Here is a 13,402-nt window from a genome sequence, read left to right as displayed (position 1 = left end):
CGACGGTAGAGGCGCGCCTCCGATCTTGTCAATCGGTTGCCAATACGCGTATGGTCGTGGCACGGCGGCGCTCCTGCCCGCCGGTTCCCGACGACGAGAACGAGGCACGCACCGTGACCACCGCACCCGCGAACCCCGCACCCTGGACCCTCTCCGGCTTCGGCGACGAGATCGACCCCGACCCGGTCGTCCAGGTCGCCGTCCTCCGAGCGCTCGGCGCGCACAGCATCGAGGTGCGCAGCGCCTGGGGCCGGAACGTCGTCGACCTCGACGACGAGCGCCTCGCCCGCCTGGCCGCCGTGCTCGAGCGCGGCGGCCAGTCCGTCTCGGCCGTCGCCTCGCCCATCGGCAAGGTCGACGTCGCCCTCGACCCCGAGCTCGAGGTGGCGCGCCTCGACCGCGTCATCCGCGCCGCGCACGCCCTCGGCACACCGAGCATCCGCGTCTTCTCGTTCTACCGGGGCGAGGGAGTGCCGGTCGAGAGCATCCGCGACGACGTCCTGCTGCGCATGCGCATGCTCGCCGATCGCGCCGAGCGCGAGGGCGTGATGCTGCTGCACGAGAACGAGAAGGACATCTACGGCGACGTCCCCGAGCGGATCCTCGACCTGGTCGAGTCCGTCGGCTCGCCCGCCCTGCGCCTCGCCTGGGACAACGCGAACTTCGTGCAGTGCGGGGTACGGCCCTTCGACGACGGCTGGACGGCGCTGCGGCCCTACGTCGACTACCTGCAGGTGAAGGACGCGGTGGCCGCGACCGGCACCGTGGTGCCCGCCGGCGAGGGCGACGGCCAGCTGCGCGAGACGCTCACCGCCCTGCGCGACGACGGCTGGACGGGCGTCGCCTCGCTGGAGCCGCACCTCGCGATCACGGACGCCCTCGGCGGATTCTCCGGCCCCGAGTCGTTCGGAGTGGCCGCTCGGGCCTTCCGGGGGCTCGCCTCCTCGCTCGGGATCGACCTGCGATGACCGTCCGCGCGGCGGTGATCGGCTGCGGCGACATCTCCTCCGTCCACCTCGCGGCGATCGGCACCGCACCCGGCGCGGAGCTGGTGGCGGTCTGCGACACCGACCCGGGCCGGCTCGCCGCGGCCGCCGAGAGGCACGCGGTGCCGGGCTTCCCCGAGGCGGTCCGGATGCTCGACTCCGTCCGCCCCGACGTCGTGCACGTCTGCACTCCGCACAGCACGCACGCCGCGCTGGCGGTCGCGGCCCTGGACCGCGGCGTCGCGGTGCTCCTCGAGAAGCCGCTCGCCTCCTCCGTCGCCGAGGGCGAGCAGGTGATCGCCGCGGCCGAGCGGGGCGGGGCGCGCATCGGCGTCTGCTTCCAGAACCGCTACAACCCGCCCGTGCAGCGCCTCCGCGAGCTGCTGGCGTCCGGCTCCCTGGGTGCCGTGACAGGTGCGGCCGCGACCGTGCTCTGGCACCGCGCTCCCGGCTACTACCTCGACCGCCCCTGGCGCGGGATGCGGGCCGAGGGCGGCGGCGGGATGCTGATGAACCAGGCGATCCACACCGTCGACCTCCTGCAGTGGCTCCTCGGCGAGGTGGTCGCGGTGAGCGGCTCCGCCTCCACGCGCCTGCTGCCGATCGAGGTCGAGGACACCGCCGACCTGGTGCTCACCCACGCCTCCGGCGCGCGCAGCGTCCTCTACGCGACCGTGGCGAACGCGTGGGACGAGCCGGTCGAGCTCCGCCTGCGCACCGAGCGCGCCATCGTCTCGCTGCGCGGTGCCCTCACCGTGCGGCGCGACGACGGATCCGTCGAGGTCGTCCCGGACACGGAGCGCCGATCCGGCGGGCGCTCGTACTGGGGCGCCTCGCACGAGCTGCTCGTGCACGACTTCTACGCCCGCCTCGGCGAGGACGAGCCCTTCTGGATCTCGCCCCGCGAGGCGGCGAGGTCGCTCGCGATCGTCCAGGCCGCCTACGCCCCGAGCGCGCCCGCGCGGATCCCCCACTCCACCCCGAACGAAGGACTCCTTCCATGACCACCGTCCGCCTCGGCATCATCGGATTCGGCGCCCAGGGCTCCTCCTACGCCCGCTTCCTCGCCGACGGCAGAGTGCGCGACCTCGTCGTCACCGCCGTCGCCGACGTCGACCCCGCCCGGGAGGCGGCGGCCGCCGCGCTCGCACCCGGAGCGTCCTTCCACGCCGACCACCGCTCCCTCCTCGCGAGCGGGGAGGTCGACGCCGTCGTCGTCTGCACTCCGCACTACCTCCACCCCGGGATCGGCATCGACGCTCTCGAGCACGGGCTGCACGTGCTGGTCGACAAGCCGGCGGGCGTCTACGCCGCGCAGGTCGCGGAGCTGAACGAGGCCGCCGCCGCCCGTCCCGGTCAGCGCTTCGCGATCATGTTCAACCAGCGGGCGAACCCGCTCTACCGCCGGCTCAAGGAGGTCGTCGACGAGGGCGGGATCGGCCGGATCCTGCGCTCGAACTGGATCATCACGACCTGGTGGCGGCCGCAGGCCTACTTCGACCAGAGCGCGTGGCGCGCGACCTGGGGAGGCGAGGGCGGAGGCGTCCTGGTCAACCAGGCGCCCCACCAGCTCGACCTGTGGCAGTGGCTGTGCGGAGTGCCGGAGTCGGTGGTCGCCAAGGCCGGCTACGGGCGGTGCCGCGACATCGCGGTGGAGGACGAGGTGACGGTGCTCGCCGACTTCGGCGGGGGCACGACCGGCGTGCTGGTCACCACGACGCACGACCCGATCGGCACCGACCGCCTCGAGATCATCGGCGACCGCGGCCGGATCGTCGTCGACGACTCCCGGGTCGCGACGATCACCCGGCTGAACGCCCCCGAGCGCGAGGTCAGCGCCGCCCTCAGCGCCGAGGACGTGGGCCTCCTGCTCAGCGGTCGCTACGACACCGCGGGCCTCTCCACGACGGAGCGGATCGAGTCGGCGTCGGTCTGGGGCGAGCAGCACACGGCCGTCCTGCAGGACTTCGCGGACAGCATCCTGCACGGCACGCCGCTGCTCGCACCCGGGGCGGAGGGGATCCTCGGGGTCCGGCTCGCCAACGCCATCCACTACTCGAGCTGGACGGGACGCGAGGTACCGCTCGACCTCGACGAGGGCGTGTTCCTGGCGGCGCTCAACGAGCGCATCCGCGAGGAGGGGGCCTTCCCGGAGCGGAGCTGACGGGGCGGAGCCGCGCGGACCCGCGCTGGAGGGGCCGGAGCGGTGGGCGGCCGACCGGCGACGGCGGCCTCCCGGAGCGCGGGCTCCCCGATCCGGCCCGACCCGGACGCGAGCGACGGGCCGGGCGGGCTTCTCGGCCCTGTGGCAGCATGGGCGGCGGACGGCGCCCCGTCCGCCGCCGTGCCCCTCGAGAGAAGACCGCGATCGTGCCCAGCGAAGACGCGCCCACCGGCCCCTCCGCCGCGAGACGCCGCGGCCGCTCCGCGACGACGATCTACGACGTCGCCCGACTCGCCGGCGTCGCCCCCTCCACCGTCTCCCGCGGGCTGAGCACGCCCGGACGGCTGAACGCCGCGACCGAGCAGCGGATCCGCGCCGCCGCGAAGGAGCTGGGCTACCGGCTCAACCCGATGGCGCGCGCGCTGCCGACGGGCCGCACCTCGACCCTCGGGCTGCTGGTGGCCGACATCACCAACCCGGCCTTCTTCCCCGCCGTGCGCGGAGCGGAGCGGGCGGCGTCGCTCCGCGGCTTCACGATGATCCTCGCCGAGTCGCAGGAGTCCGGGGAGCGCGAGGCCGAGGCGGCCGACCGCATCGCCGCCTCCACCGACGGGCTCGTCCTCGTCAGCACCCGCCTCAGCGACGAGGAGATCATCGCGCTGGCCGGGCGCATCCCGGTCGTCGTCCTCAACCGCGTGGTCCCCGGCGTCGCGGGGATCGTGCCCGATCTCGCCCCCGGGATCGACGCCGCGCTCGACCACCTCGCGGCCCTCGGCCACCGCTCCCTCGCCTTCATCGCCGGTCCGCCCGACTCGTGGATGAGCGCCGCGCGATGGGAGCTCCTCCTCGACCGCGCTCCGCAGCGGGGCATGACGGTCGTCGAGATCGGGCCGGGCGTCTCGACCCTCGAGGGCGGGAGGAGCGCGCTCGCGAGGGTGACCGCCTCCGGCGTCGGCGCGGTGATCGCCTACAACGACCTGGTCGCCATCGGACTGATGCGCGCGGCTCAGGAGTCGGGCGTCGCGATCCCGGAGCAGCTCAGCATCATCGGCTTCGACGACATCTTCGGGAGCGACTTCACCTCGCCGCCGCTGTCGACCATCAGCGCACCGCTGGGCCGGATGGGCGAGCGGGCGGTCCGCCGGGTGCTCGGCGACGAGGAGCCTCCGGAGCGGGCCGACGACCTGCCGACGGAGTTCGTCCCGCGCGCCTCGACGGGGCCCCGCCGCGACTCCTGACCCCGGTCCGCGCCCGGCGCGCCATCCGGTGCGACACCTCTGGCAATCGGTTGACACTTCTCGGCACCCATACTTGGATGGCCCCGTGCCGACGAAGCTGCTGAACGATCCCGACCGACTCCTGCCGATCGACCCGACGACCCGGGCGATCGCCCGCGATCTCCACACGAGCGTCGCCGACCTGCCGATCCTCTCCCCGCACGGGCACGTGGATCCGCGCCTCCTGCTCGAGGACCGCCCCTTCGCCGACGCATCCGAGCTCTTCCTCCGGCACGATCACTACGTCACCCGGCTGCTCCACTCCGCCGGGATCGACCTCGGCGATCTCGGCATCCCCGGAGGCGAGCGCCTCGCCGGCCCGGAGGAGGTGTGGCGCACGTTCTGCGCGCACTGGCGGATCTTCGCGGGAACCGCCTCGGGCTACTGGCTCCAGTCGATCCTCGCCGAGCAGTTCGGCATCACCGAGCAGCCCGACGCCTCCAGCGCCGACGCCCTCTTCGCGGCGATCGGGGCCCGGCTGTCGTCCGCCGCCTTCCGCCCGCGCGCGCTCTTCGAGCGGTTCGGGATCGAGGTGCTGGCGACGACCGACGATCCGCTGGACGACCTGGCCGTCCACCGGGCTCTGGCGGAGGATCCGGCGTTCCCGGGCCGCGTGCTGCCGACCTTCCGCCCCGACGCCTACCTCGATCCCTCCACCCCCGGCTGGCCCGAGCGCGTCGCCGCCCTGGCCGCCGCCACCGGAACGAAGGAGTCCAGCTTCCCCGGATTCCTCGAGGCCCTCCGCGCCCGTCGCCGGTACTTCCTCGACCACGGCGCCGTCTCCGCCGACCACGGAGTGCTGGAGCCGCTGACCGTCGACCTCGATCCCGCCGAGGCGCAGTCCCTCTTCGCCCGCGCCCGCGCCGGCACGATCGACGCCGAGGGCAGCCGCGTCCTCGCCGCGCACCTGCTGCTGCAGTCCGCCCGCATGAGCGTCGACGACGGCCTGGTGATGACCGTCCACGCCGGGGTGCTGCGCAACCACGATCGGCCGACCTTCGAGCGCTTCGGTCCCGACACCGGCCACGACATCCCCGTCGCGACCCGGTTCGCCGAGCCCCTCCGCCCGCTGCTGCAGGAGCTCGGCAACGCACCGGGCTTCCACCTCGTCCTCTTCGGGATCGACGAGAGCACCCACTCGCGCGAGCTCGCTCCCCTCGCCGGCTACTACCCGTCGGTGTTCCTCGGAGCGCCGTGGTGGTTCCTCGACGCGCCCGACGCGGTGCTGCGCTTCCGCGCCGCCGTGACGGAGACCGCCGGCTTCTCGCGGAGCTCCGGCTTCATCGACGACACCCGCGCGTTCCTCTCCATCCCGGCCCGTCACGACATGGCGCGGAGGCTGGACGCCGCGTTCCTCGCGCGCCTGGTCGCCGAGGGGCGCATCGACTCCGAGACGGCGAGCGCCGTCATCCTGGACCTCGTCGACGCCCAGCCGCGGAAGGTCTTCAAGCTGTGAGCGGGCACGGCGGAGGAGGCGCGCTCGATCGCGCATCCACGGGCCTGCCGGCGGCTCCCGTCCGCATCGTCCACCTCGGCCTCGGCGCCTTCCACCGAGCGCATCAGGCCTGGTACACGCACGCCGTCGACGACGACCACGAGTGGGGCATCGCCGCATTCACCGGCCGGAGCCCCCGCGCGGCCGAGGAGCTCGCCGCGCAGGACGGCCTGTTCACGCTGATCGAGCGCGGACCCGAGGGCGACTCGGCGACGGTCGTGGGCAGCATCGTCGAGGCGGTCGACGGCGCGGAGGTCGCGCGTCTCGTCGAGCTCGTCGCGGCTCCGGCGACGGCGATCGTCACGCTGACGATCACGGAGGCCGGGTACCGTCTCGCCGCGGACGGCGGCCCCGACCTGGACGACCCCGCCGTCCGGAGCGACCTCGCCGCCCTCCGATCGGGAGGAGCGCCGACGACCGCGCTCGGCCGCCTCCTCCTCGGCCTCACCGCCCGGCGCGACGCCGACTCCGGCCCGCTCGCCGTCGTCCCCTGCGACAACCTCTCCGGCAACGGCCCTCTCGTGCGCCGTGGACTGCTCCTGCTCGCCGAGCGGCTCGACCCGTCGCTCGCCGACTGGATCGACAGCACCGTCTCGTTCGTGGCGACCTCCGTCGACCGGATCACCCCGGCCACCACGGCGGCGGACCGGGAGGCGGCGGCCGAGCTCACCGGCATCAGCGACGCCGCGTCCGTCGTGACCGAGCCGTTCCGCGACTGGGTCCTCTGCGGCGGCTTCCCCGCCGGCCGACCCGCCTGGGAGCGCGCCGGAGCCCGCTTCGTGGACGACATCGAGCCCTTCGAGCGGCGCAAGCTGCGACTGCTCAACGGCGCGCACACGCTCCTCGCCGCCACCGGCCGCCGGCGGGGCCTCGCCACCGTCGCGGAGGCGATCGCGAACCCCGCCTGCCGGAGCGCCGTCGAGGCGTTCTGGGCGGAGGCGGCGGCCGGCCTCCCCGCCGGTCTCGACGCGGACGCCTACTGCGCCGCCCTCCTCGGGCGCTTCGGCAACCCCCGGATCGAGCACCGCCTCGAGCAGATCGGCGCCGACGCGACCGCCAAGCTCCGCATCCGGATCGCGCCCGTGCTCCTCGCCGAGCGCGCGGGCGGACACGACGGAGCCGCCTCCCTCCGTGCCGTCGCCGACTGGATCGCACTGCTGCTCCAGGGCGACCGCCTGCCCGACGCGCAGCGCCCCGCCCTCGACCGCGCCCTCGGCTCCGCCCGACCCGTCGAGGCACTGCTGCGGCTCGTCGACCCGCGCCTCGCCGACGACCCGGCCCTCGTCGCCGCGGTCACCGCTCAGGCGGCCTAGACCTCCACCCCGCCCCTCCGCGCGGCGCCTTCCGGCGCCGTCGGCAACCGATTGCCACCCTCGCACCGTCTCGATGCGGCGCGGATCCCCGACGGGTCCGCGCCCGGGTAAAGGAGCCCGCATGACCCCCCGCACCACCGCGCCCGGAGCGCCCGCCGCTGAGAAGCTCTCGAAGCTGAGCATCGTGGGCTACGGCGCCGGCGACACGGCGAACAACCTCGCCTTCACCACCGCCACGATGTTCCTGCTCGTCTACTACACCGACGTCGCCGGGATCTCCGCGGCCGCGGCGGGCACGCTGCTGCTCGTCGTGCGGATCTTCGACGCGTTCGCCGACGTCTTCGCCGGCCGGGTCGTGGACCGCACCTACAGCAGGCGCTTCGGCAAGTTCCGGCCCTTCCTGATGTTCGGGTCGGTCCCGCTCCTGCTGCTCTCGGCCGCGACCTTCTCCGTCCCGCAGATCGGCGAGAGCGGAACCCTGCTCTACGCCTACCTGAGCTATGCCGCGCTCGGCCTCGCCTACAGCCTCGTCAACATCCCCTACGGCTCGCTCGCCGGAGCGATGACGCAGATCGGCACCGAGCGCGCGAAGCTTGCCAGCGCCCGCGCCATCGGCGGCGCGATCGTGGGGGCCGGGCTCGGCACCTTCATGGCCCCGCTGGTCGTCCCCGGCGCCGATCTGCAGTCGCTCTTCTCGATCGTCACGCTGAGCTTCGTCGTCGTCGGCTCCGCGCTCTACCTCTTCACGATCCTGACCGCGAAGGAGCGCGTCCAGCGCGACGTCGCGCACGTCACGTTCCGTCAGAGCATGACGACCCTCCGCTCCAACCGGCCGCTGCTCTTCCTCTGCCTCAGCTCGTTCCTGTTCCTCACCGGGACGCTCGCGCTCCAGACCGTGCAGCTCTACTACCTGCGCGACGTGCTCGGATCGGTCCAGCTCTACGCCGCGATGTCGCTGATCCAGCTCGCCCTGACCTTCGGCCTGGCCGCCCTCGTCCCGACGATCGTGCGGCGGTTCGGCAAGCGCAACGCCTACATGGCCGGAGTCGGGGTCCTGATCAGCGGCGGAACGGTCGTCTTCCTCGCCCCGGGCGACGCGGTGGCGGTCGGCTTCGGCGGACTGGTCCTCGCCTACGTCGGCATCCAGCTCGTCAACATGCTCGTCTGGGCGATCGAGGCGGACACCGTCGAGTACGGGGAGTGGAAGACCGGCATCCGCTCCGAGGGCACGATCTACGCCCTGTTCTCCTTCACCCGCAAGACCGGCCAGGCGGTCGGAGGCGCCCTCGCCGCGTACGCGCTGGCCTGGGGCGGCTACGTGGCCGGGGCCGCGGAGCAGAGCGAGCACGCCGAGTGGGGCATCCGCGCCGCCGCCGGCCTCATCCCGGCCGTCGCCGCCCTGCTCGCGGTGCTGATCATGGCGTTCTACCCGCTGACCGACCGCCGGCACGCGCAGATCGTCGCCGAGATCGCCGAGCGCCGCGAGAGCACGGGGCAGGCCGCGCCCGTGGCGCCCGGCCTCTCGACCGCCGCGTTCTCGATGGACCGCGCTCCCGGCCGGAACCCCTGACCCGATCCCCCACCACGAAAGGCACCCCATGAAGATCGACAAGGCCGAGGTCGTCGTCACCAGTCCCGACCGCAACTTCGTCACCCTCAAGCTCACGACCGACGACGGGCTGACCGGCCTCGGCGACGCGACCCTCAACGGCCGCGAGCTCGCCGTGGTCTCCTATCTCGCCGACCACGTCGTGCCGCTGCTCCTCGGCCGTGACGCCTCGCGCATCGAGGACACCTGGCAGTTCCTCTACCGGTCGTCCTACTGGCGCCGCGGGCCGGTCACGATGGCGGCGATCGCGGCGGTCGACACCGCCCTCTGGGACATCAAGGGCAAGGCCGCGGGCATGCCGCTCTACCAGCTGCTCGGAGGCGCGTCCCGCACCGGCCTGCTCGCCTACGGCCACGCGTCCGGGCGGACGGACGCGGAGCTGTTCGACAGCATCCGCGAGCACCAGGAGCAGGGGTACCGCGCGATCCGCGTGCAGACCGCGGTGCCGGGACTGACCTCGATCTACGGCATCGCCTCCAACGCCGTCCTCGAGGGCAACGCCGGTGTGCGCTACGACCACGAGCCGGCGCAGCGCGGCGGCCTGCCGACCGAGGAGGACTGGGACACCCGCGCCTACCTGCGCCACGTCCCCCGCGTCTTCGAGGCCGTCCGCAACGAGTTCGGGCCGGGGCTCCCCCTCCTCCACGACGGCCACCACCGGATGACGCCGATCCAGGCCGCGGCCCTCGGCAAGTCCCTCGAGCCGTACGACCTCTTCTGGCTCGAGGACTGCACGCCCGCCGAGAACCAGGAGGCCCTCCGCCTCGTCCGGCAGCACACCACCACGCCCCTGGCGATCGGCGAGGTCTTCAACACCGTCTGGGACTACCAGCTCCTGATCCGCGAGCAGCTGATCGACTACATCCGGAGCGCGGTCACGCACACCGGAGGCGTCTCCCACCTCCGGAGGATCCTCGACCACGCCGCGCAGTACCAGATCAAGTCCGGGATGCACGGACCCACCGACGTCTCCCCGGTGGGAATGGCGGCCGCGATGCACCTGGGCCTGGCGATCCACAACTTCGGGATCCAGGAGTACATGAAGCACGGCGAGCGGACCGACAGCGTCTTCCAGCAGTCGTTCACCTGGAGCGAGGGACGGCTGCACCCGGGCGACGCCCCCGGTCTGGGCGTGGAGCTCGACGTCGACGCCGCCGGGAAGTACCCCTACGTGCGCGCGTACCTGCCCTTCAACCGACTCGCCGACGGCACCGTACACGACTGGTGACCTGCCCGGCGATCCCGGACCGTCGAGGGAGCCACGACCAGCGGGCTCCCTCGACGGTCCGGGGTTCCCCCCGCTGAGCAGAGGCCGGTCAGGGCACGAAGCGGTAGCCCATGCCCGCCTCGGTCAGCAGGTGGCGCGGATGCGCGGGGTCGGGCTCGAGCTTCTTGCGCAGCTGCGCGAGGTAGAGGCGCAGGTAGCCGGTGTCGGTGACGTGCGCGGGGCCCCAGATCTCGGCCAGCAGCGAGCGACGGGTGACCAGCTTGCCGGCGTTGCGGATGAGGATCTCGAGCACCTGCCACTCCGTCGGAGTCAGCCGCACGGAGACGCCGTTCCGCGTCGCGCTCTTGGCCACCAGGTCCACGGTGACCTCGCCGATCACGACCAGCGGCTCGCCGTCGGCCGGCTGCACCCGCCGAGAGAGGGCTCGGATGCGCGCGAGCACCTCGTCCATCGAGAACGGCTTGGTGACGTAGTCGTCCGCGCCGGCGTCGAGCGCGCCCACCTTGTCGGCCGCGCCCGTCCGCCCCGACACCACCAGGATCGGCGCGCTCGTCCAGCCGCGCAGTCCGTGGATGACCTCGACCCCGTCGAGCCGTGGCATGCCGAGGTCGATCATGTAGAGGTCCGGATGCTCGTCCACCGCGCGGTTGATCGCCTCGGTGCCGTCGCCGGCCGTCACCACGTCGTATCCGCGGGCGGTGAGGGTGATGCGCAGGGCGCGCAGGATCTGCGGGTCGTCGTCGGCGATCAGGATCTTCATGCGGCTCCTCCGGAGTCCTCGTGCGGAGCGGTGCCCGACCCGCCGTCGTGCGGGGCGGCAGGAGCGACGTGAGCCGCAGGAGCAGCGGCAGCAGCCTCCGGCGCCAGCGGCAGCGTCACCACCATCGTCAGCCCGCCCCCCGGAGTGTCCTCCGTCTCGAGCGTGCCGCCCATCCCCTCCGTGAACCCCTTCGAGAGCGCGAGGCCGAGGCCCAGGCCCGTGAGGTTGTCGTCGTCGCCGAGCCGCTGGAACGGCACGAAGATCTCGGCGCGCCGCTCCTCGGGCACCCCGGGGCCGTGGTCGACGATCCGCAGCTGCGCGCTCCCGCCGAAGGCGCTGGCGGCCACGCGCACCCGGGTGCCGGACGGCGCGTAGCGGACGGCGTTCGCGAGCAGGTTGACCACGACGCGCTGCAGCAGAACCGCGTCGGCGAGCAGCGCCGGGCCCTCCGGATCGAGGTCGAGGTCGACCTCGCCGGGACCGAGCCCGAGCTCGTCGAGCGCGGGGAGCACCACGTCGGCGGCGTCGAGCGGAGCGAGCGCCACGGCGAGCGCCCCCGCCTCCAGCCGCGTCACGTCGAGCAGGTCGGTGACCAGCGCGGCGAGCACGGTGAGGCTCTCGTCGGCGGTGGCGAGCAGCTCCGCCCGGTCGCGCTCGCTCCAGACCACTTCGGGCGAGCGCAGACCGCTGACGGCCGCGGTGGCCGCGGCGAGGGGCCGGCGCAGGTCGTGGCTGACGGCCGACAGGAGGGCGCTGCGCACCCGGTCGGTCTCGGCCAGCGGAGCGAGGGAGCTGGCCGTCTCGCTGAGGGCCGCGTTCTCGAGCACCGAGTCCAGCTGGGCGGCGACGACCTGGAGCAGTCGCCGCTCACTCCCCTCCAGCTCGCGGCCGTGCAGCTCGAGCACCGCGCCCTCGCCCACCGCGATGCGCGCGGGATCGCCCTCCGGCTGCGGCTCGCCGTCCGCCGCGACGAGCTCGCCGCCGCGCAGCAGCCGCACGCCGGTCAGCCCGAACGCCTCGCGCGAGCGCTCGAGGATCGCCTGCAGCGCCCCCTGCCCGCGGATCACGCCACCGGCGATCGTCGCCAGCAGCTCCGACTCCGCCCCCGACCGCTTGGCGGCCCGCGCCCGCCGGGCCGCGCGGTCGACCACGGCGCTGACGAGCGCCGCGTTGAGCACGTAGAGCACCAGGGCCAGCGCGTGCAGAGGCTCGTCGACGGTGATCGTGTAGAGCGGATCGACGAAGAAGAAGTCGAGGGTCAGCCCCGAGAGCACGGCCGCGAAGAGGGCCGGCCAGAGCCCGCCGACCAGCGCGACCACCACCACCAGCAGCTGGTACGAGAGCACGTCGCTCGTGATCGACTCGTCGCTGCGGAGGCTCGAGAGCAGCCAGGTCACCAGCGGGCCGCCCACGAGGGCGAGTGCCAGTCCCAGGAGGCGGCGCCGCAGCGTCAGGGCGCCGTCGAGCCTCGGCAGCACCGCGGTGCGCCCGGCGGCGGAGTGGCTGACGATGTGCACGTCGATGTTGCCGGACTCGCGGATCACCGTCGACGCGGTGCCGGGCGTCAGCGCCGAGGCGAGGCGGCTCCGCCTGCTCACGCCGATCACCAGCTGCGTCGCGTTGACCGAGCGGGCGAACTCGACCAGCGTGCGCGGCACGTCCTCGCCGACCACCTGGTGGTAGCTGCCGCCGAGCTTCTCGACCAGCACCCGCTGCGCCTCGAGCACGTGCGGGCGCGGGGTGCGGAGGCCGTCGGGGGTCACCACGTGCACGGCGAGCAGGTCGCCCCCGGAGGCGCGGGCCGCGATCCGCGCGCCGCGCCGCAGCAGGGTCTCCCCCTCCGGCCCGCCGGTGAGGGTCACGACCACGCGCTCGCGCGCCTCCCAGGTGCTGTCGATGCCGTGCTCGACGCGGTAGTCGCGCAGCGCGCTGTCGACCTCGTCGGCGAGCCAGAGCAGCGCGAGCTCGCGCAGGGCGGTCAGGTTGCCGAGCCGGAAGTAGTTGGACAGCGCCGCGTCGATGCGCTCGGGCGGGTAGACCCGGCCGTCGGCGAGGCGGTCGCGCAGCGCCTGGGGCGCCAGGTCGACGACCTCGATCTGATCGGCGGCGCGGAGGACCGCGTCCGGGATCGTCTCGCGCTGCGGCGCTCCGGTGATCGCGTGCACCACGTCGTTGAGCGACTCGATGTGCTGGATGTTCACGGTCGAGAAGACGGTGATGCCGGCGTCGAGGAGCGTCCTGACGTCCTCCCAGCGCTTCTCGTGCCGGGAGCCGGGGGCGTTGGTGTGCGCGAGCTCGTCGACCAGCGCGACGTCGGGCCGGCGGGCGAGCACCGCGTCGAGGTCCATCTCGTCGAGCAGCACACCGCGGTGCTCGACGGCCCTCCTCGGCACGACCTCCAGCCCCTCGACCATCGCGGCGGTGGCGGAGCGGCCGTGCGTCTCGACCACGGCCACCACGACGTCGCGGCCCTCGGCGGCGAGCCGGCGGCCCTCCTCGAGCATCGTGTAGGTCTTGCCCACTCCGGGCGCGGCTCCGAGGAGCACGCGCAGGCGGCCCTTCGTCATGCT

The 13,402-nt window shown here is 73.7% G+C and carries 10 protein-coding genes; 8 read left to right on the top strand and 2 right to left on the bottom strand.

The window, feature by feature from the left end:
* The first annotated feature begins 113 nt into the window (after positions 1-113).
* The 8 genes from C5C30_RS03670 (at position 114) to manD (ending at position 10,072) form a co-directional block, all read left to right on the top strand.
* Positions 114-968 carry a sugar phosphate isomerase/epimerase gene (locus C5C30_RS03670; RefSeq protein WP_258065778.1) on the top strand — a complete coding sequence of 285 codons (855 nt, stop codon included), beginning with the start codon at positions 114-116 and terminating at the stop codon, positions 966-968.
* Complete coding sequence (locus C5C30_RS03665) at positions 965-1,990, top strand: Gfo/Idh/MocA family protein (protein WP_104262590.1); 1,026 nt, start codon at positions 965-967, stop codon at positions 1,988-1,990. Before C5C30_RS03670 ends, C5C30_RS03665 begins: the two co-directional genes overlap by 4 nt.
* Positions 1,987-3,150, top strand: a complete 1,164-nt coding sequence (locus tag C5C30_RS03660; protein ID WP_104261422.1) for a Gfo/Idh/MocA family protein — start codon at positions 1,987-1,989, stop codon at positions 3,148-3,150. Before C5C30_RS03665 ends, C5C30_RS03660 begins: the two co-directional genes overlap by 4 nt.
* A 206-nt stretch (positions 3,151-3,356) precedes the next feature.
* Positions 3,357-4,388, top strand: coding sequence for a LacI family DNA-binding transcriptional regulator (locus C5C30_RS03655; protein WP_159940282.1), 1,032 nt, complete (start codon positions 3,357-3,359; stop codon positions 4,386-4,388).
* An 85-nt stretch (positions 4,389-4,473) separates the two neighbouring features.
* Positions 4,474-5,883, top strand: a complete 1,410-nt coding sequence (gene uxaC, locus C5C30_RS03650) for a glucuronate isomerase (protein ID WP_104333197.1) — start codon at positions 4,474-4,476, stop codon at positions 5,881-5,883.
* A complete protein-coding gene (locus tag C5C30_RS03645) occupies positions 5,880-7,235 on the top strand; it encodes a mannitol dehydrogenase family protein (RefSeq protein ID WP_258065777.1) in 1,356 nt (451 codons plus the stop codon). The genes uxaC and C5C30_RS03645 overlap by 4 nt, the downstream gene beginning before the upstream one ends.
* Before the next feature lie 121 nt (positions 7,236-7,356).
* Positions 7,357-8,805, top strand: a complete 1,449-nt coding sequence (uidB, locus tag C5C30_RS03640) for a glucuronide transporter (protein WP_104262588.1) — start codon at positions 7,357-7,359, stop codon at positions 8,803-8,805.
* Between the two features lie 28 nt (positions 8,806-8,833).
* A complete protein-coding gene (manD, locus tag C5C30_RS03635; RefSeq protein ID WP_104222646.1) occupies positions 8,834-10,072 on the top strand; it encodes a D-mannonate dehydratase ManD in 1,239 nt (412 codons plus the stop codon).
* 88 nt (positions 10,073-10,160) lie between these two features.
* Here the strand turns inward: manD and C5C30_RS03630 are convergent, their stop codons facing one another.
* Positions 10,161-10,832, bottom strand: coding sequence for a response regulator (locus tag C5C30_RS03630; protein ID WP_104333196.1), 672 nt, complete (start codon positions 10,830-10,832; stop codon positions 10,161-10,163).
* Positions 10,829-13,399: an ATP-binding protein gene (locus C5C30_RS03625; RefSeq protein WP_104333195.1), complete on the bottom strand. Its 2,571-nt coding sequence runs from the start codon at positions 13,397-13,399 to the stop codon at positions 10,829-10,831. Before C5C30_RS03625 ends, C5C30_RS03630 begins: the two co-directional genes overlap by 4 nt.
* Positions 13,400-13,402: the final 3 nt, after the last annotated feature.

Origin of the sequence: Rathayibacter sp. AY2B5 (genome assembly GCF_002931645.1) — a bacterium.
Lineage (GTDB): Bacteria > Actinomycetota > Actinomycetes > Actinomycetales > Microbacteriaceae > Rathayibacter.
Note: the sequence above shows the minus strand (reverse complement) of the source record. Positions and strands in the feature narration are given on the sequence as shown.